25 protein-coding genes are annotated in these 17,963 nt (G+C 64.8%); 13 read left to right on the top strand and 12 right to left on the bottom strand.

The genetic code is table 11. The features are described from left to right. The 3 genes from J6525_RS29290 to J6525_RS29280 all read right to left on the bottom strand — a co-directional run. Positions 1–232: transposase (locus J6525_RS29290; protein ID WP_196237461.1), on the bottom strand; the 232-nt coding region annotated here is incomplete at its 3' end. Beyond that, positions 229–708 (bottom strand): hypothetical protein, encoded by a 480-nt coding sequence (locus J6525_RS29285; RefSeq protein ID WP_225647227.1) that lies wholly within the window; start codon positions 706–708, stop codon positions 229–231. The genes J6525_RS29290 and J6525_RS29285, both read right to left, overlap by 4 nt. A 643-nt stretch (positions 709–1,351) precedes the next feature. Beyond that, a complete protein-coding gene (locus J6525_RS29280) occupies positions 1,352–2,290 on the bottom strand; it encodes a LysR family transcriptional regulator (protein WP_225647226.1) in 939 nt (312 codons plus the stop codon). A 116-nt stretch (positions 2,291–2,406) separates the two neighbouring features. Here J6525_RS29280 and J6525_RS29275 point away from each other — a divergent pair, with 116 nt between their 5' ends. Further along, positions 2,407–3,210: an alpha/beta fold hydrolase gene (locus J6525_RS29275; protein ID WP_225647225.1), complete on the top strand. Its 804-nt coding sequence runs from the start codon at positions 2,407–2,409 to the stop codon at positions 3,208–3,210. 273 nt (positions 3,211–3,483) lie between these two features. Here the strand turns inward: J6525_RS29275 and J6525_RS29270 are convergent, their stop codons facing one another. Both J6525_RS29270 and J6525_RS29265 read right to left on the bottom strand, forming a co-directional pair. Continuing rightward, on the bottom strand, positions 3,484–4,149 hold the full coding sequence (locus tag J6525_RS29270; RefSeq protein WP_225647224.1) for an FMN-binding negative transcriptional regulator: 666 nt from the start codon (positions 4,147–4,149) through the stop codon (positions 3,484–3,486). Positions 4,150–4,235: 86 nt separating this feature from the next. After that, positions 4,236–4,478, bottom strand: a complete 243-nt coding sequence (locus J6525_RS29265) for a hypothetical protein (RefSeq protein WP_225647223.1) — start codon at positions 4,476–4,478, stop codon at positions 4,236–4,238. A 587-nt stretch (positions 4,479–5,065) separates the two neighbouring features. Here J6525_RS29265 and J6525_RS29260 point away from each other — a divergent pair. From J6525_RS29260 to J6525_RS29230, 7 genes are all read left to right on the top strand, one after another. Next, positions 5,066–5,239, top strand: coding sequence for a hypothetical protein (locus J6525_RS29260; RefSeq protein ID WP_016840760.1), 174 nt, complete (start codon positions 5,066–5,068; stop codon positions 5,237–5,239). A 10-nt stretch (positions 5,240–5,249) separates the two neighbouring features. Continuing rightward, positions 5,250–6,122: a pyridoxal kinase PdxY gene (gene pdxY / locus J6525_RS29255; RefSeq protein WP_225647222.1), complete on the top strand. Its 873-nt coding sequence runs from the start codon at positions 5,250–5,252 to the stop codon at positions 6,120–6,122. Positions 6,123–6,140: 18 nt separating this feature from the next. Further along, positions 6,141–6,767: a LysE family translocator gene (locus J6525_RS29250; protein WP_137482703.1), complete on the top strand. Its 627-nt coding sequence runs from the start codon at positions 6,141–6,143 to the stop codon at positions 6,765–6,767. Then, a complete protein-coding gene (locus tag J6525_RS29245) occupies positions 6,767–7,111 on the top strand; it encodes a tRNA-binding protein (RefSeq protein WP_057019951.1) in 345 nt (114 codons plus the stop codon). Before J6525_RS29250 ends, J6525_RS29245 begins: the two co-directional genes overlap by 1 nt. Before the next feature lie 140 nt (positions 7,112–7,251). After that, positions 7,252–7,482: a DUF6894 family protein gene (locus tag J6525_RS29240; RefSeq protein WP_028332292.1), complete on the top strand. Its 231-nt coding sequence runs from the start codon at positions 7,252–7,254 to the stop codon at positions 7,480–7,482. A 9-nt stretch (positions 7,483–7,491) separates the two neighbouring features. Next, positions 7,492–7,665: a hypothetical protein gene (locus J6525_RS29235; RefSeq protein ID WP_225647221.1), complete on the top strand. Its 174-nt coding sequence runs from the start codon at positions 7,492–7,494 to the stop codon at positions 7,663–7,665. A gap of 324 nt (positions 7,666–7,989) precedes the next feature. Beyond that, positions 7,990–8,226 carry a hypothetical protein gene (locus tag J6525_RS29230; protein WP_016840755.1) on the top strand — a complete coding sequence of 79 codons (237 nt, stop codon included), beginning with the start codon at positions 7,990–7,992 and terminating at the stop codon, positions 8,224–8,226. Between the two features lie 85 nt (positions 8,227–8,311). Here the strand turns inward: J6525_RS29230 and J6525_RS29225 are convergent, their stop codons facing one another. Further along, on the bottom strand, positions 8,312–8,497 hold the full coding sequence (locus J6525_RS29225) for a hypothetical protein (protein WP_016840754.1): 186 nt from the start codon (positions 8,495–8,497) through the stop codon (positions 8,312–8,314). A 128-nt stretch (positions 8,498–8,625) separates the two neighbouring features. Here J6525_RS29225 and J6525_RS29220 point away from each other — a divergent pair, with 128 nt between their 5' ends. After that, entirely contained in the window at positions 8,626–9,354 is a 729-nt protein-coding gene (locus J6525_RS29220) for a class I SAM-dependent methyltransferase (protein WP_225647220.1), read from the top strand. 104 nt (positions 9,355–9,458) lie between these two features. On the opposite strand, the gene J6525_RS29215 is transcribed toward J6525_RS29220, so the two are convergent. From J6525_RS29215 to J6525_RS29205, 3 genes are all read right to left on the bottom strand, one after another. Next, on the bottom strand, positions 9,459–9,638 hold the full coding sequence (locus tag J6525_RS29215; RefSeq protein ID WP_092113623.1) for a hypothetical protein: 180 nt from the start codon (positions 9,636–9,638) through the stop codon (positions 9,459–9,461). Between the two features lie 131 nt (positions 9,639–9,769). After that, the gene (locus tag J6525_RS29210) at positions 9,770–9,994 is read right to left on the bottom strand and encodes a hypothetical protein (protein WP_225647219.1); all 225 of its coding nucleotides are present in this window, start codon (positions 9,992–9,994) and stop codon (positions 9,770–9,772) included. A 392-nt stretch (positions 9,995–10,386) separates the two neighbouring features. Next, on the bottom strand, positions 10,387–10,968 hold the full coding sequence (locus tag J6525_RS29205; protein ID WP_092086293.1) for a septal ring lytic transglycosylase RlpA family protein: 582 nt from the start codon (positions 10,966–10,968) through the stop codon (positions 10,387–10,389). A 381-nt stretch (positions 10,969–11,349) separates the two neighbouring features. On the opposite strand from J6525_RS29205, the gene J6525_RS29200 reads away from it, so the two are divergent. Beyond that, positions 11,350–12,426 carry a hypothetical protein gene (locus tag J6525_RS29200; protein ID WP_176937049.1) on the top strand — a complete coding sequence of 359 codons (1,077 nt, stop codon included), beginning with the start codon at positions 11,350–11,352 and terminating at the stop codon, positions 12,424–12,426. A gap of 78 nt (positions 12,427–12,504) precedes the next feature. Here J6525_RS29200 and J6525_RS29195 read toward each other — a convergent pair whose 3' ends face one another. Then, the gene (locus J6525_RS29195) at positions 12,505–13,134 is read right to left on the bottom strand and encodes a L,D-transpeptidase (RefSeq protein ID WP_016843930.1); all 630 of its coding nucleotides are present in this window, start codon (positions 13,132–13,134) and stop codon (positions 12,505–12,507) included. 175 nt (positions 13,135–13,309) lie between these two features. On the opposite strand from J6525_RS29195, the gene J6525_RS29190 reads away from it, so the two are divergent. Further along, the gene (locus J6525_RS29190; protein ID WP_016843931.1) at positions 13,310–13,693 is read left to right on the top strand and encodes a hypothetical protein; all 384 of its coding nucleotides are present in this window, start codon (positions 13,310–13,312) and stop codon (positions 13,691–13,693) included. 85 nt (positions 13,694–13,778) lie between these two features. Here the strand turns inward: J6525_RS29190 and J6525_RS29185 are convergent, their stop codons facing one another. Next, positions 13,779–14,561 (bottom strand): SDR family NAD(P)-dependent oxidoreductase, encoded by a 783-nt coding sequence (locus J6525_RS29185; protein WP_225647218.1) that lies wholly within the window; start codon positions 14,559–14,561, stop codon positions 13,779–13,781. Positions 14,562–14,595: 34 nt separating this feature from the next. Further along, positions 14,596–15,186: an NADPH-dependent FMN reductase gene (locus J6525_RS29180; RefSeq protein WP_225163040.1), complete on the bottom strand. Its 591-nt coding sequence runs from the start codon at positions 15,184–15,186 to the stop codon at positions 14,596–14,598. Positions 15,187–15,367: 181 nt separating this feature from the next. Between J6525_RS29180 and J6525_RS29175 the strand changes: the two genes are divergently transcribed. Both J6525_RS29175 and J6525_RS29170 read left to right on the top strand, forming a co-directional pair. Further along, positions 15,368–15,622 (top strand): hypothetical protein, encoded by a 255-nt coding sequence (locus J6525_RS29175; RefSeq protein ID WP_092086305.1) that lies wholly within the window; start codon positions 15,368–15,370, stop codon positions 15,620–15,622. Between the two features lie 165 nt (positions 15,623–15,787). After that, positions 15,788–17,869 (top strand): methyl-accepting chemotaxis protein, encoded by a 2,082-nt coding sequence (locus J6525_RS29170; protein WP_225647217.1) that lies wholly within the window; start codon positions 15,788–15,790, stop codon positions 17,867–17,869. Positions 17,870–17,963: the final 94 nt, after the last annotated feature.

The raw sequence follows: 17,963 nt of genomic DNA, 5'->3' as shown, positions 1-17,963 counted from the left end.
CGTCCGCAATGAAATGGTGCAACTGGTCGTAGTTGCTCGTGGCAAGGCGTTCCGCCATCGGCTGAACGCTCTTGCGATCGCCCGGACCGATCAATCCCGCAACATACAGAGGACACATCCGCTGCCGGGTCTTATGACCCAGCCGGTCCAAGAACGGCATCAGCCAGCGTTCGAGTTCGTCTTCCCATCCGGGCATGGTCAGCCCTCCCAGAGCCGACCACCCATGAATCATTGAAAAATTGATTCGGGAATCCTATAAAACGCGGCAAAATCAACAATCTGCCAAAGTAGTGCTAGGACGCTGCCCCAGGCCCTGAACTTCTCATGATCGTCGAACGATGGCGGAAACACCTCGGTTGCAGTGTCCGTTCGCAGATCGAGGAAGGTAGGTCCTCCGGTAAGCGTTCCGCTCTTGCTGAAGCGCCACATGAATCCAGTCTGCGGATCGCCCTGCACGCTGCTCGCATTGATGCAATAGTCATTGGTCGCGGAGCGATAGCCGTCGAAGCCCAGATGGATTCGGTCCGCGGCGACCGCGACGTTGCCGGAAACGAGCGACGCCGCGGTCCCCAATAAGAAGGGACGAACTCGCGTCTGCCAGTATCGCTCCGTCGGAGCGGAACATGCGTGCTGTCGGTTGGATCCTACCGAGGCTTCGGTTGGCATCGTTGATGGAATCAAGGCCGAACGAGTTCGCGGTGCATCCATCCGCGGTCTCCACAAATCAGCCCCACTGCACGCTAGCGCTTGGGGATGAAATATTCAGTCACATAATTGCGGCGTGATGAATTGCTACCTGAAATAGTTTCTTGATGTTGCCGCGTGGCAACGATTCACTACAATTTCCACGATAGTTCCTCGCAACCTCGCGCGATCGGCGCCGAACTCTCCGCATCGTCGCGCAAGCTATGGCACAAACTGCACCTTGCTCCCGTGGGCCGCACAACGATCGCGTTCGCGATCCGACTCCAGTTTGTTCGCGAAGAACGAATCGGAATCAGGAAAATCGGCGCGATCCAGATGTTAACAACGCACATACATCGACCGCATCCGAACAATCGATGTTGTATCATGATGGGATTATTGCTCTCGGCGTGCAACACCGCGGCGCATCTCAGGCACACTGCGTTCTCCCGCATCACTGATCGATCGACGAGTCGCACCACGGCCACGTTCCCGATCCGACTCCAGTTTGTTCGCGAGGAACGAATCGGAATCGAAAAATCGACGCAAAACGATTCTTAACAAGACGTTTGCGCGCTCTATACCGCGGCACTTTGTATGGCGGATGAGCGCAAGCGTAATCGGACATCCATCGACGACATCACTGCGTCGGGTTACTCCGCGCCCATTATCGGCCGCGCCTTGCGCGGTCCGGTCGGGTCGCCCGCCCCGCACGCTGCGCAAGCCGCCAGCTCTTGAGGTGAAGCCAGAGCGCTTCGGCGACCGGTCCGTGCGAATGCTGGCGATGGCGGACTGCCGCAAGATTTTCCTCGCGGCCCGGAAAATTCGGTCCGGCGATGCTGATCAGCCTGCCGTCCCGCAGTTCATCCTCGATCAGCCATGCGGGCAGATGGCCCCAGGCGAGACGATGCAGGATCAGTTCCTTCTTCATCATCTGGTCCGGCACGCTACACTGGTGCGCACCTTCGATCAGGAAAAAGTTTTCCGACGACGCTCGCTGCGCCGTGTCGCGGATGACGCACTGCGTGAAGGGGCGCATCTGCTCCGGCGTGATCCGCTTCGTCCACGCAAACGGCAGAAAGCCGGGAGCGACGACCGGCACCATGGTCGTGCTCGAGAGCTTGATCTGTTCGAAGCGCGGATCGGACAGTTCCGCGCGATGAAACACCAGATCGGCGTCATCATCGATCAGGCGCTCGAGCGGCCCGCCGACTGCCTCATATTCCAGGTGCAGGCGCGTGTTGGGATAGCGGGCAAAGAACGCCGAGAGCATCTGCAGCACCAGCGGCCGCGGGCACAGGTCGCCGATGACGACGCGCAGGACGACCTCTTCTCCGCCGGCAAGCTGCTCCGCATAGCTCTGCAGCAGATCGAGCTCGCGCAGCGTCACCTGCGCGCGTGCGTGAAACGTCCGGCCGGCGTCCGTCAGCCCGATACGGTATCCGCTGCGATCGAACAGCGTGAGGCCGAGCTGCTGCTCGAGCCGGGCGACCGCCGCAAACACCGACGGGTGCGACCGGTTCAGCGCCGTGCCGGCGGCCTGAAAGCTTCCCTTGGTCGCGACAGCGTCAAAGCAGCGCAAATCGTGCAGCTTGATCCGATCCATTATCCATAAAACCTACAGAGATTGATCAATCTTAGTAATTTTTCTTCGGAGGTGCGAGTCCTAGCCTGGTTCGACGCGAAGCCTGCCGGCTTTCACCAGCACAAGGGATTGACGAGATGAGCAGCGATCGACACTTCACCACGGCGGATGGCTGCCGGATTGCGTACCGTATCGACGGCCTCGACGATCGGCCGGTGCTCGCGCTGTCGAACTCGATCGCCACCAATCTGCACATGTGGGATCGTTCGATGCCGGCCCTCAGCCGGTCGTTTCGGGTGCTCCGCTACGAAACCCGCGGTCACGGCGGGTCGGACGCACCGGTGGGCGCCTACTCGATCGACCGGCTCGGCCGCGACGTGGTCGAACTGCTCGACGCCCTCGGCATCGATCGCGCGCATTTCCTCGGCCTGTCGCTCGGCGGCTTCGTCGGGCAATGGCTCGGCATCTTCGCGCCTGACCGCATCAACCGCCTGATCCTCTCGAACACCTCGTCCTATCTGGCGTCCGAACTGCCGTTCGACGAGCAGATCCGCGCGGTGCTCGCGGCCAAGGACATGAATGGAATCGCGGACGGCTTCATGCGCAACTGGTTTCCGGCGGCGATGCTGGCCGCGCCGAACGAGATCGTCGACGAATTCCGCAACATGGTGCTGACCACACCGCCGCGCGGTCTCGCCGGATGTTACGCCGCACTGCGCGACGTCGATCTCCGCCGCGTCATCTCGCTGATTGCGGCGCCGACCCTGGTGATCGGCGGCGAGAGCGACACCGTCACGCGGGCCCGTCATAGCGCTGATATCGCCGCGACAATCACCGATGCCAAGCTCGTTCTGCTGCCCGGCGTTCATATCCTCAATATTGAGCAGGCGGATCGATTCAACAGCGAGGTCGTGAGCTTCCTGGCGCTCTCCGCCACATGACTGCGTAGCCCGGATGAGCGAAGCGACATCCGGGACCGCTCCAAGAATACGTGATCGGGCCCCGCATATCGCTTCGCTCATGCGGGCTACATGGATCACGCACCACATGTTCCCCATTCGACTCCATTTTGTTCGCAAAGAACGAATCGGAATCGAACAAATCAGCGCGGAGCGATTCTTAACAACAGGTTTGCGGACCCAATGCCGATCGGCTCTGTGGAGCGAATTAGCGCAAGCGTAATCCGCTCTCTGCCGCCTTGAGACAGCGCCGGGTTACACGGAGCTGACCCGTCCGTGCCGTCCAACGTCGTATCCAAGCTCCGGCCGCAACGCGCGCATCTTCTCCGCCAGCCTTTGGCTCGCCGTCTCCTGCGCCCGCGCAAGGCGATTGACCAGCGCGACATAGTCCGCATCGCTCTTGTGCTGGTTGAGCTTTGACTGGCCCTCGATCTCGTCGACGACGATGTCGATCACCCTGATCCCCGCCAGCATCGCTTCGCGCTTGCCGGGCTCCATCTGCGTCAGGTCCCAGGGCTGCTTTTGCAACCGCGCCTCGGAGACCGCGAGCAGCGCGTCGCCATGGCCGCGGTTCTCGCCGTGATCGCGCAGATGCGCGACGCCGGACAAATGCACCGCCTCGTAGAGCCAGGTCGAAACGTTGTCGGGTGAGACATACCAGTCGTTCGAGATGTAGGCGTCATCGCCGGAGACGATCAGGAGGAAGCGCCTGACACCGTCAGCGAGCTCGACCAGCGGATTCTTCGCGGTGAGATGGATCTGCACGATCACGCGATCGTCGCGCCGCTCGATCACGAACGGCACGTGGGACGCGCGCGGGCCTCGTGCATCGGCGGCGACGATGGCGCCGAAGCCGCGCGCCGCCGCAAAGGCGAGCGCGCGGTCTTGCTCGATGCGAAACTGGGGACGGAGGATGTGCATGGCGGCGGCGCTCGCGAGCTGGAGGGAGACGACCCAGCAAGGCTAGCGCAACTTTCGCCGGAGATCACCGCCATGCACGATCCGGCTCAGCAGATCATGGCATTGTCGCCGTGATCGCAGACGCCGCCGGGCTGGTCGCGAGGCAGCGCCTCGGACTCGCCGAAATGCGGGACTGCCATGCGCGGCGGACCGCCGCTCCAGCGGCCGGCGGCGGCATGGATCTTCGCGAACGCGGATGGGCCCGCCGCCGGCACTTCGTGTGCCATGGCCGACCCCGTCAGCATGGCGAGCGCGGTCAGCGCGGCCGCAACCTGGTTGATCCTGGACATCAGTTGCTCCTGTTGGATTCGGCACGCCGGCACATTGTTCGCCGCCCGCCGATCGGTTCGCGCTCACATCATGATCGATTGCTCTGCCGTCTTATTCCGACGCCATGAGGCAAGCGTTTGGATGCAGGACAGTCCACCCGCGCATCTTCTTCCACGTCGATCCGACACGATCGCTTGATCGCAGCGTGACAGACGAGTCCCGACGCGAACCCGCAAATCAAACCGGGCTCCGCCGCCTGCGACAAAACAGCCCGACGGGCAACTCAGCAAAACCTGTCGATATCAGAATAAGAAAATATTCCGCTTACTGCCCTTTGCTCGCGGCCCTGGGTGCGATCAGACAAAACATGTCGCGAGAATGCGGATATATGACTCGCAGCGAACCACACATTCGATGTCGTCCCGGCGAATGGAGAAAGATGCGCGCACCGACTCCATCACCGTCGTGCCGGCAGCAGAGGCGAAGGCTTTGCCCGGGAATGATCGAGCTTAGCAATGCCGCGGAATTCCAATCCGCCGTTGAACTGACGGCAACTAGCAGGTTACGCTGCCTTCACGCTCACGCCCTCCCGCTGGAAGGATTCCCCATGAACGGCAATCGATATTATGGCGTCCGCGTCGAGGGCGCGAAATACGGCGTGGGGTTCGGCTCGGCGCTGGCGATCGCGATCTCTTACACCAAGAACCATTCGATCCTGTGGGCCATCATCCACGGTATCCTGGGCTGGCTCTACGTCATCTACGCCGCACTGTTCGGGTGATGCGCACAAGATGACGGTCATCTCAATCCAGTCACAGGTCGCCTGGGGCCATGTCGGCAACAGCGCCGCCAGCTTTCCGATCCAGCTGCACGGCATCGATGTCGTCGCCGTGCCGACCACGCTGCTCAGCAATCGGCCGGGCTATCCGACCATCCGCGGCCGGGTGCTCGACGTGCAGCTGGTCGCTGACCTGCTGCGCGGCATCGAGGAGCGCGGCGCGGTCGAGGCCGCGCGGCTGATCCTGTCGGGCTATCTCGGCTCGGCCGACATCGCGATGGACGTGGCCGACTTCGTCGAGCGCGCGAAGGCGACGAACCCGGCCCTGCTCTATTGCTGCGATCCCGTGCTCGGCGACCGCGACCGCGGCATGTTCGTGCGATCGGACATTCCGCCGCTGGTGCGCGACCAGCTCTGCCCGCTCGCCGACATCATCACGCCCAACCATTTCGAGTTCGAATTCCTCTGCGGCGCGCGCGTGACGACGATCGATGACGTCGTCGCGCAGGCGAGCGCGCTGATGGCGCAGGGACCTGCGACCGTCGTCATCACCAGCGCCGAGCTGGCCGGCACGCCGCACAGCGAGATCGAGACGCTGGCGATCGAGCGCACTCAATCCGACAAGACTTGCGCCTGGTGCGTGCGCACGCCACGGATTCCGATCAGCCCGTCCGGCACCGGAGACCTGTTCGCCGCGCTGTTCGTCGCCGCCCGCGCGCGCGGCCTTGCGACGCCGGATGCGCTCAGCCACGCTGCGTCAGGCATCTACGGCGTGCTGGAGCGCACCGCGCAGAGCGGAACCGAGGAAATGCGCATTGTCGAAAGCGCCGGCGTGATGCTTGATCCGAAGCCACGCTTCGCGGCGGTTACCATCGCCGCATCCTGACATCCGAGACAGGTCTTCATGATCGACATCACCACCCTCCTCACCTACGCCGCCGTCGTGCTCGGCCTGTTCCTGATCCCCGGGCCGGCGGTGCTGCTGGTGCTCGCGCGCTCGGTCACCGGCGGAGCGCGCGTCGGCGTCGCGACCGGGTTCGGTATCGCGCTCGGCGATCTCGTCCACACCGCGATGGCGACATTCGGCCTCTCGGCCGTGCTGATGACCTCGGCGCTGGCGTTCTCCGTCGTAAAATATGCCGGCGTGATCTACCTGATCGTGCTCGGCGTCCGGGCCCTGTTCGAGAAGAACGACGACCTGGATTTGCCGGCGGCGCAGCCGGTCGATCCGCGCCGCGCGTTCCGGCAGGCGATCTGGGCGGAAATGCTCAATCCGAAGACCGCGCTGTTCTTCCTCGCCTTCCTGCCGCAGTTCGTGCACCCCGGCCACGGCTCGGCGGTGGCGCAGTTCGCGACCCTCGGCCTGATCTTCGTCGTCATGAGCGCGGTCTACACCTCGCTGCTGGCGCTCGCCGCCGGCCAGATCAGCCCGTGGATCAGGCGGCATCGCCGCATCGGGCAGTGGCAGGGCCGCGTGGTCGGCACGATCTATATCGCGCTCGGCGTCCGCCTTGCGTTCCAGGAGCGCTGATGTCTCCGCTCAAGCCGCAGGCCAGCTACGACGACTTCGCCCGCCTCGATATCCGGATCGGCAAGGTCGTCGAGGTGCAGCCGTTTCCGCGCGCCCGCAATCCGTCTTACAAGGTCGGCGTCGACGTCGGCGCCGGGCGGATCATGTGGTCGAGCGCGCAGATCACGAATTACGAGCCGGCGGCGCTGGTCGGCTCGCTGGTCGTGTGCATCTGCAATCTCGGGCCGAAGAACATCGCGGGTTTCACCTCGGAACTCCTGATCCTCGGCGCCAAGGACGCCAGCGGCGAGGTGATCGTGCTCGGCCCGCGCAGCGAGGTTGCGATCGGCGAGCCGATCTTCTGACGTCGGGCTGATCACGGCCGCGTGATTCAAATCGTCTGGATTCCCCGTAGTTTACCGATGGGGGATCACCCGGATTCTCAGTGCCCGCGCGCGCTGCTATTGCAGCGCGCGAGAATCGCTTCGGCATGGGAATCGGAAGAATGTCCGCAGTTTTCTTTCACTGCTCCGACGACAAGCACGTCATCCTGGATCGCACCGGCGCCGCGATGGATCTGGCGGAGGCGCGCGTGTATGCGGAGCAACTGGCGCGCAGCTTTGTCATGACACCGAGCGTGGAGGACTGGCGCAACTGGGCGGTCCACGTCACCGACGACATCGGAACCGAGATCTTCGAGCTGCCGTTCACCGCCATCCTCGGCGAGCTGCACTGAGGGCATGCCATGAATTCGATGGAACTTGCCCTGCAGCCGTTGCGGCGCCACCTCGCCCGCCTCGTCGCGCGCTGCGTCACGCTGATCGATGGCATCATCAATCCCTATCGTCCCGAACTGTATTACATGCGCGGACCCGGCCCGAAATGCCGCGCCCGGCGGCAGGCTGCCCTGCGCGACTAGCTTCGCGGCATCCACAACGAGAAAAGGCCGGCGGGCGTTACGCCACCGGCCTTCTCCTGCAGCTGCCGGTTCCCGGAGTCCGGTTCCGCTGCGATTCCACTTGGTCCTGAGCTTGCGACGACTGTTTTAATCAAATCTTAACGGCATGGCGGTGAGCTGGTTCAAAAGACTCCTTCGCCGTGCGGCGTGGCTTGGTTCGTTCGTCGTGCTTGATGCGCTGCACATCGTTTTTGCGCCGATCGCACGCCGATTGTGCGCCACGCATCTTAGGGAATGCTCGACTCAGTGTTACCCTGTGATGCAAACCGAAACGGAGACTTCGGAATGCCGTACTACACCTTCGATCTCGTGGTGGGGGACGAGTTCCGCAATCAAGGAACCATCATCCTCGAAGACATCAGCCTCGCCTCCGACCGCGCCGACCAGCTCGCCAACGAGTTGTCGCAGGTCAAGCCGGAGCTGAAGGCGCGCGGCTGCGCCGTGCGCGTCACCGACATCGACCGGCGCGAGCTCTATCGCACGCCGCTCGATCCCGTGCCGCGGTGGCGCCGGGCGGGCTAGCGTCGGCCGGTTAGATCTGCGGCGACCGCGCTCGCGCGGTCCCTGTGTCGTTGCGCGACGGTGGGGTCGTCTGGCCTGCCCGCCGTCAGCTCTGATGCGGTCCGCGCATCATCTTCAGCGCGTCCTCGATATGGCGCCAGTCGCGCGCGTCGTCGGTCTCGCCCTTGCTCTCGCAGGCCACGGCGTTCTGCGCGGCCTGGGCGATCGCCTCCGGACCGTGCTTCAACAGCATCTGCCGCGCGATGGTGTGGATTTGCATCTCGGCTAACATGGCGCTCTCCTCGGCTGTCGACTGCTGACATCAGAAACCACTGAGCGCCGCGTCTGGTTCCAGCAGCGCGCCGGGCACGACACAATCAGCGGTTCCCACACGGTGCGGCGGCGGTTACAGAAAGAGCCATGGCGCAGAACATCTATGACGATCCCGGCTTCTTCGCCGGCTACAGCCAGTTGCCGCGGCAGGTCCGCGGACTGCTCGGCGCGCCGGAATGGCCGGCGATCCGCGCCATGCTGCCCGATGTCGCGGGCAAGCGCGTGGTCGATCTCGGCTGCGGCTTCGGCTGGATGTCGCGCTGGATGCGCGAGCAAGGCGCCTCCGACGTGCTCGGCATCGACCTCTCGCAGAACATGATCGGCCGCGCCACCGCCATGACGCAGGATGCGGCGATCACCTACGAGATCGCCGACCTCGAGACGCTGGAGCTGCCGAAATCGACATTCGATCTCGCCTACTCCGCTCTCGCCTTCCACTACATCAGGGATTTCGATCGCTTGGCGCGTATGCTGTATCGCGCGCTGGTCCCGGAGGGGCATCTGGTCTTCACCGTCGAGCATCCGGTCTACATGGCGGCGGCCCATCCGGACTGGGGGCAGGACGAAGCGGGCCGCAAGACCTGGCCGGTCAACCGCTATTTCATTGAAGGCGAACGCCGGACCGACTGGTATGTGAAGGGCGTGCTGAAATATCACCGCACCATCGGCACCACGCTCAACGCGTTGATCGCCGCCGGCTTCACGCTGCGCCATGTCGAGGAGTTCTGCCCGACGCGGGAGCAGATCAAGGCCGCGCCCGAACTGGCCGACGAGCTCGAACGGCCGATGATGCTGCTGGTGTCAGCGCAACGCTAAAGCATGATCCGGAAAAGTGCGAAGCGGCTTTCCGAAGAGATCATGCTCTAACTGAAGAGCTAAAGCGCGATGAAGCTTCAATCCGAACTCATCGCACTTTGGCGTCAAGCCGCGAGCAGCTTGTCGAACTCCTCGGGCGGGTATGATTTCCCGTCCTTGTCGGTGATGACCACCTGCCACCCTTCGCTCGCCCAGACCTTGGCCTTGGCGATGATGATGAAGGTGCTCTCGCGCTCGATCCTGACCGTTTCGTTCTCGCGTTCTGCGATCATCTTGTAGGCCAACGCTTGTCCCTCGCCGACTTGCTCCATCCGGCGTTTGTTGGCAGCGGCTTTGGGCCGGATTTCGCTGGGACTGTGACAATTTGGTGGAACCGCCGGCGCAGGATCCGCCAGCGCGCAACGTTCGGTCGCGCCTATGCGAGCTTTCCCATCAAGGTCGGCATATCCAGCGCCAATGAGTTGACGCTGCGCGCGAATCGCGTCTGCGGCCCCTCGAAGGTGCAGGTCACGGTGTCGCGAAACGCCGATTCCACGCAGGTCCAGGTCATCACGAACGTGCGCAGGTCGCGCCAGCTGCCGCTCGCGACCACGCGCATCACGTCGGGCTGGTACTCGTGATGCACCTTGTTGCCGGTCATCGTCGCGGTGCCCTCGCGCGGCGCATCGAGGCCGACCTCGATCCGGTGCGTGCCTCTGCCGTCCTCGAGCGTGCGAAGCCGTCAGTTTCTTGATTGTTGTTTGGCATGGCCGCCCTCCAAAGCAGGACGGAGGTTATGGCGCCGGCTCGCCCTGTCAACGCATGCGGCGCGCATGGCGGCCACAAGAAAAACCCCGCCCTGGAGGGACACCAAGGCGGGGAAGGTTCATTGGGTAGAAATCCACGCGCCTGGAAATGGAGAGCGCGGGGAAGTAGCGGCAACAATTCTATTTGCCGCCGTCGTTCGGACAACAGGATTAAAGCGCGCGCAGCGCCGGGACTTTTTCCCGATCCAGCTGGCAAAAATCCCGGACCTCGCCCGTGCAGCGCGATTCACTGCACCACGTCGAGCCTGACATTCGTGATGCCCTTGCCAATCATGCCGAGCGATTGCGCCGCAGAATGAGAGACGTCGACGATGCGCCCGGGGACGTAGGGTCCGCGGTCATTGACGCGCACGGTGACCGAACGACCGCTCTTGACGTCGGTCACGCGCAGCCTGGTGCCGAATGGCAATGTCGGATGCGCGGCGGTCAGTTCGCGCCCGTCGAACTTCTCGCCGCTCGCGGTCGGCTGCTCCTCGCTGTAGAAGCTCGCGACGCCCTGCGACGCAATCTTGGTGTGGCCGGTTCTGCGCGAGGCATACGGCGTATGCTTGCGCGCCGTGGCGACACGTGTGCGTGTCGCAGATGACGCAGCCCGCGTCGGTTCGATCGATGCTGGCCGGCTCGCGAGCGCCTGCGAGCGCTGGCTGACGACGGAGGACTGCGCGCACGCCGCGAGCGACGCCGCGCCGATCATCACGGCAAGCAGCCGGAGCGGCTTTCGGGCATGCGCAAACGGGATCGGGGCCGCAGCACCATGCGCGCTGCATTTGACGCCGACGTACGAGTTGACTGCATCGTCGCGTGACATGTTGCACCCCCAACTTGCGCCCCCAGCCCAAGCCGAAAATCCAACGGCCTATCAGCCGAATCCAATCGGGGCGGAACGGTGGCGGAGCGCGGTCAGACCTGCCGCACGCGATGCGATTTCCCCTCGGATGTGGTGGATGCGCCACACAACCCGGACGCTTCACCCGGAAATGCCGGCTTGAAGCGCCGCACTCGGGCCGTGGATGGCCACGCCCCCTCGCCCCCGGGTTTCGGTTCCCCAAACTCCCCAACCTCTCCACCCTCTCGCCTTGCTTTGGTCAAACCGGACTGGAGTCGTGGGGACAGGGTCAGGGGTCAATACAGAGCGTAAATTTGCCGGCCGCCCATTTGCGGTTGACCTTGGAATGAAACGGGGACCGCCATGCAATCGACACTGAAAGACGCAGATCCACACGATATTTTCGCGATCGAACCGAGCTTCGCTCCGGTACGCCCGGACAACGCCGCAGCGCCTGCCGGAAGGGCAGCGCCGGGGCAGCGCGAGCCCTATTTCGGCTCGAGCCTCGCGCCTACGTCCACACCCCCGGTCGCGGCCGTCGCCTCGGTGCCGCCGGTCACGCCAATGTCAGTGGCGGCCGAGCCGGCCTATAGCGCGCCAAGCCATGACGGCCGACTGGACGACATCAGATTGGACCGCGCGCCGCGCCCCACCAGCAAATGGGCGATCCGCGCCTTCTGGTTCTGCTTCGCGATCGCTGGCGCCATGGGCACCGCGGCGTGGCAGCACTACGGCGATCGCGCCAAGCAGATCGCCGCCGAGTGGGCGCCTCAGATCGCTGCACTGACTTCGCTGATCCCAGGCAAAGCAGCCTCCGCCTCGGATCAGGCGAGTGCGCCGCCAGCACCGGCGGCCACAACCGATCAGGCGGCAGCTGAAGCTGCACCGGCCACTCCGCCACAGGACGTCGCTACGGCCGTGCCCGCCACGGCCGCGCCGGCGCCCGCCCCTGCCGCGGCGCCGGCTGCCGCAGGAGCGCCGGTTGCGCCCGCTACCGCGGCGGCACCAGCCGCAGCGGCACCCGACCAGACGCAATTGCTGCAATCGATGGCGCGCGATCTCGCGTCGATGGGACAGCAGATCGAGCAGTTGAAGACCAGCATCGATCAGCTCAAGGCCGGCCAGGATCAGTTGGCACAGCGCGTCGCGAAGACGACCGAGACCAGGGCCGTCGAGCCGCGGCCGGTCGCTCCGCCGCGCCCACGCGCCGCGGTCACGCCACAGGCGGCGCCGCATGCCGCCGTTGCGCCGCCGCCGGTGCGCCGACCGGCGCAGGCCTATATCCCGCCGCCTCCACCGCCCGCATCAGCAGCGCCGCTGCCGGCTCCCGCCGCCGCGCCACAGGCGGTTGCGGCACCGCGGCCGGTGCAGCAGCAGTCCTCGGTTGTTGATGCGGATGATGGCGGGCCGGTGGTTCGGCCGCCGATGCCGCTGCGCTGAAGCCTGACTGACCGGTAAAAAAAAAGCGTGCGGCCGATCGCGATGACGCGATCGGCCGCAATACACTTCGTATTCGAATTACGCGCTCTGTCCCGGCGGCAGCACGACCACGGTCGCGCCCGGCTTGACCCGCTGATAAAGGTCGATCACGTCGCCATTGGTCATGCGAATGCAGCCCGACGAGATCGCCTGACCGATATATTCGGGCTGGTTGGTGCCATGGATGCGATACAGCGTGTCCTTGTTGCCCTGGTAGAGGTAGATGCCGCGGGCGCCGAGCGGATTGGCCGGTCCACCGGCGACACGCTTCGGATACGGCCCGAGCCGCTCCTGGATATCCTGGGTCGGAACCCAATCCGGCCATTCGGCCAGGCGGCCGACCGTGGCGACGCCGGAGAAGGCCATCGCCTCCTCGCCGACGGCGACGCCGTAACGGATCGCCTTGCCGCCGGGCAGCACGTAATAGAGGTAGCGCGCGTCGGTATCGACCAGGATCGAGCCCGGCTGCTCCCGACGGGTGTACTCGACAATGTGCCGCTGGAACTGCTGCGGGATCTTGGCATCCGCATAGGGCGGATGCGCCAGCAATTGCCGATCGCGCGACGTCATCGCGACATCCGTCGCCGGCGACAGTGTCGCCTGCATGCAGCCGCCAAGCGCAAGCGATCCCACCAGCACCGCAGCAAGCCCCAACTTTGACACGATCATTCTCCCCTGCGTCAACTTGTGCCACATGCTGCCGAAATCGTGCTCAAATCGTGGCAGCGCAGGTTGGAACACGTCCGTTTGATCGGTTCTTTCCGTGAGTGTGTCCTGGCGGTTGCACTCGGTTCCCTTGGACGCTAGCTTCAAAAAAAACGTCCAAAACCTCCGGAGGAAATTCATGCGTTACGCCCTGCTGATCGGCGGCCTGATTGTCGCAGCAACCCCTGCCCATGCCGATCCGCGCGCGGCCTATGTCACGATGGTGCTGCAGGCCTTTGCCGCCAAGGTCGAGTGCCCCGGCACCGATCTGGTTTATCAGGACCTCGTGCAGCGGGCGCAGGACATGCATCTGCCCGACGGCACCACCGAGAAGGTGCGCAAGGCGATCGCCTTCATGCATACCGGCGGCAAGATGGGCGAGAAGCAGGCCGACGACCTGATGACGGAAGTCGCGATCGCAACCCAGACCACCGACCTCGATCAGCGCCGCGCCGGCAGCATGACGACCTGGTGCCAGGACCAGAAGACGCGGCTTGCGGGTTACATCAGGACGAAGGAATAGAAAGCGTTTTCGAGCGAAGCCTGTCCCGCACTTGATGCGGGATGGGCACCGGTTCGCGTGAAGAAAACGCGTCAGACAAGAATCCTCAATCGAGCTCCGGCGGCGCGAACCAGTTGGTCAGCGACAGGCCGCCATCGACCACGATCGACGCCCCGGTGACGTAACCGGAGAGCTTGTGCGAGAGCACGGCAAGCGCCATCGGCGCGAGATCGTCCGCCTGGCCAAGCCGTCCGAGCGGAATATGCTTTGCCAGCGCGGGATCGGCGACGAAGCCGCCGGCCGCGATCGCGCCGGGCACCAGCGCATTGACGCGGATGCCATAGCGGCCCCAGCTCTTGGCAAGCTCCTTCACCAGCATCGCCATGCCGGCCTTCGTGGTCGAGTAGTGCGGCAGGTTGCGCGGCGTGCCGGCATGCAGCGAGGTGAGCAGCAGGAACGAGCCCGGCATCTTCGCTGCGATCAGCCTGCGCGCCAGTTCGCGCGACAAATGAAAGCCGGCATCGAGATTGACCGCATGCATCTGCCGCCAGGTCTCTTCGTCGACGGCCATCGCATGATCGGCTTCGCGGCGCGGCGGCGAAGCACTGTGGACGAAATGGGTCACCTGTCCGAGCGAGGCTTGCGCATGCGCCAGCAGGGCGTCGCACGCCGCGCGCTGCGCGAGATCGCCGACCCAGCCGACCGCGAGTTCGGGACGCGGCGCGGCCTTGATCGCCGCCAGAACCCTGTCCTCATGCAGATCGGCAAACACCGTCCGCACACCTTCGCCGACCAGGGCCTGCGCGATGGCGCGGCCGATTCCGTTGCCCGCGCCGGTCACCAGGGCTGTCTCCCGCGCGGGATCGAACGGCGATGTGAAGAGGCTCATGATCGCGAAACTCCCGGGATTGGCAGACCTGCGCTCAGTATGGCGGCGCCTTGCGCGCCCGCTGTGCCTTGGCGGCTTCGATCCACCAGGAAAAATCCTCGGCAAAGCGCGGAAAGGCGCGTTCGAGCGCCTTGCCGCCTTCGCCGATCGGCTTGCCCTCGGCCGACAGCGTCTGCGCGATCGGCCCCGCACCGATCGTGCTCGATACCACCACCATGCCCATCTCGGACAGCGTGCCGTGCCAGGCGGTCGCGGCGCGCACGCCGGCGAACCGCCCGGCCGAATAGCTTGCGATCGCCGCGGGACGCCAGAACCATTCCTCGAGGAAATGGTCAGTCAGGTTCTTCAGCCCGGGCTGGATGCCCCAATTATATTCGCCGGTGACGAACAGGAAGCCGTCGGCGTCGCGGATTTTTCCGGCGAGCGTTTCGAGCACGGCCGGTGCCTGCCCCTTGGGATGTTCCTTGTACATCCGGTCGAGCATCGGCAGGCCGACCTCCTTGGCATCGATCAACTCGACATCGTCGCCGCGGGCGCGAAGGCCGTCGACGACGAAGTGTGCCAGCCGGATGCCCATGCGATCCGAGCGATAGGAGCCGTAGAACACGAGAATGCGGTGGGTCATGACAAGCCGATCCTAGCACGGTGCGGCAACAGCGTCCTGCGGCGCGGCGCGCGCAAGTGTTAACCGGCATTCCGGCTCGCTTCGCCGGCATTAAGCAATTCGTCGCAGGCCCTTCGCCGTGGCCAAAAATCGCCAGATTTGTTTTCTGGATATGTTTTCGCTTCGAGAAGGAGGAACCGACATGCGGATCGCAAAGCTGGCCTTCGCAGGCTCGCTCGCAGCCGTCGCTGCCGTTGCCACGCCTGCGCTGGCGAAGAGTACCGAGCGGCAGAAGGCCGACGAAAAATCCACGACCACCACCACCTCGTCCGGCTGCCAGGCCTATCAGCAGGCCGCCGATGGCACCTGGAACCAGCTCCCCTGCGGCGAAGCGGGCTCGAACGGCGCCACGCAGCACCGCCCTGCGGCCAAGGGCGCTGACGACGACGAGCACTGACGTGTCACGCCCCGCCGCCCCACGCGGCCGGGCGATGCGGCGCCTTCGACTTTCGGACCAAACTGCTAGGACCGTTGCGGCGGCTCCCGCATCATAAACCCAAGCTTAATGCACGCCCGCTACGGTTGAGGCCTCCCCCCTCTCGTCAAGAATGGCGCGCATCCCATGAAAATCGGTACTCTCCTGACGGCCGCGATCGTCTCATTGTCCGCGGTCGGCGGCGGACTGGCGGCCTATGTCGCGGTGACCAAGTACCAGACCATGGACAAGGTCTCGACCGCGCAAAGCCGGCTCGAAATCGTCCGCGCCGTCGGCGACATCCCGCGCTACATGAATTCCGAGCGCGGCATGTCCACCAACCTCTTGTTCAGTACCGGCGCGATCGACCAGAAGCAGATCGCCGATCTCGACAAACTGCGCAAGCTGACCGACGGCGCGCTCGCCAAGGTCAATCAGGTCCGCGCCACGCTGCCCGGCTCGCTCGACGACGGCGAAGCGGTTGCGAGCGCGATCGATGCGCTGAAGGCCAAGTTCGCCGCGCTCCGCGACGCGATCGAGAAAGCGATCGCAGGTCCGCTCGACGCCCGCCGTCCGGCGGCAACCAAGATTGTCGCCGACAACTCCGTCTTCAACGCCGGCGTCACCGTGCTGCTCGACGAGCAGGTGCGCCGCCTCGCCGGCCTTGACGGCAACGCCTACCGCCAGGCCAGCTACGCCAATGTCGCCTGGACGCTGCGCGACACCGGCGGCCTCAATGCCAGCCTGCACAAGGCGCTGGTCGGCGCCAAGCGTGTCGCGACCGAACAGGAGAAGCTGGAGCTGTTCCGCAGCACCGGCCGCACCGAGCAGATCCTCTCGACGCTGCAGGAGTTGCGCAACAATCCGGCGACATCAGCCAAGGTCCTGACGGCGCTGGGCAAGATGCAGGCCGACTATGTCGAGCGTTTCGGCAAGGCCCTGAAGCTCGCCAAGGAAGGCGCGATCTCCGGCAAGTATGAGCAGGACGTCGAGACCTACTATGCCGAGTCCCAGATCGGGCTCGCCTCCATCATCACCGTGCGCGACGCATTCTACGAGAATGCCGAGCAAGGCCTTGCGGGCGCCTATTCGTCGGCGCGCTTCAGCTTCGTGGTGGCGCTGATCGGGCTGCTCGCGGTCGTTGCCGTCAGCGCCGGCCTGATCGTCATGGTCCGCCGCCGCATCCTCAACCCGATCGCGGCCCTCACCGGCCGGATGTCGCGTCTTGCCGCGGGCGAAGTTGCCGAGACGATCCCGGGCGCCGCGCGCAAGGATGAGATCGGCGCCATGGCCGCCGCCGTGCAGGTGTTCAAGGACAACAAGATCGAAGCCGATCGCCTCGCTGCCGAGAAGGAAGCCGAGAACGACGTCAAGATGCGCCGCGCCCGCGTGCTCGACGACCTGACCCGCACCTTCGAAGCCAAGGTCACCGAGTTGGTCGGCGGATTGTCCGCGGCGTCCTCGGTGATGGAGGACACGGCGCAATCGATGTCGGACACCGCCGCCGCCACCAACCGCCAGGCCGCCGTCGTCGCAGCGGCGTCCGATCAGACCTCGACCAACGTGCAGACGGTGGCGAGCGCCACCGAGGAGCTGACTTCCTCGATCTCGGAGATCGCCCGCCAGGTCGCGACCTCGACCGAGATCGCCGCGCGCGCGGTCGATCATGCCCGGCGCACCGGCGACACCGCGCGCTCGCTGGCCGAGGGCGCGCAGAAGATCGGCGACGTCGTGACGCTGATCCAGAGCATCGCGGCACAGACCAATTTGCTGGCGCTCAACGCCACCATCGAGGCGGCCCGCGCCGGCGAGGCCGGCCGCGGCTTTGCCGTGGTCGCGTCCGAGGTGAAGTCGCTGGCCGGCCAGACCGCGAAGGCAACCACGGAGATCTCCGAGCAAATCACCGCGATCCAGACCGCGAGCGACGAGACCGTGACGGCGATCCGCAGCGTCATCGACGTCATCACCGAGATCGACCAGATCGGCACCGCGATCGCCGCTGCGATCGAGGAACAGGGCTCGGCGACCAAGGAGATCTCACGCAGTGTTCAGGAAGCCGCGCGCGGCACGCAGGAGGTCAATTCCAACATCTCCGGCGTGCAGCGCGCCGCGGACGACACCGGCGGCGCCGCGAACCAGGTGCTCGGCGCAGCCGAACAGCTCTCGACGCAGTCCAAGGACCTCGCCGGCCAGGTCAATCGCTTCCTGTCCGACGTGCGGGCGGCGTAACCGAAAGCACGTGGTGACCACGTGGCAGGTTTTCTCCTCGTCATTGCGAGGAGCGACAGCGACGAAGCAATCCATGTCTCCACTGCGGCACGAT

It is taken from the genome of Bradyrhizobium australafricanum, assembly GCF_020329495.1.
Taxonomy (GTDB): Bacteria; Pseudomonadota; Alphaproteobacteria; order Rhizobiales; family Xanthobacteraceae; genus Bradyrhizobium; species Bradyrhizobium australafricanum.
Note: the sequence above shows the minus strand (reverse complement) of the source record. Positions and strands in the feature narration are given on the sequence as shown.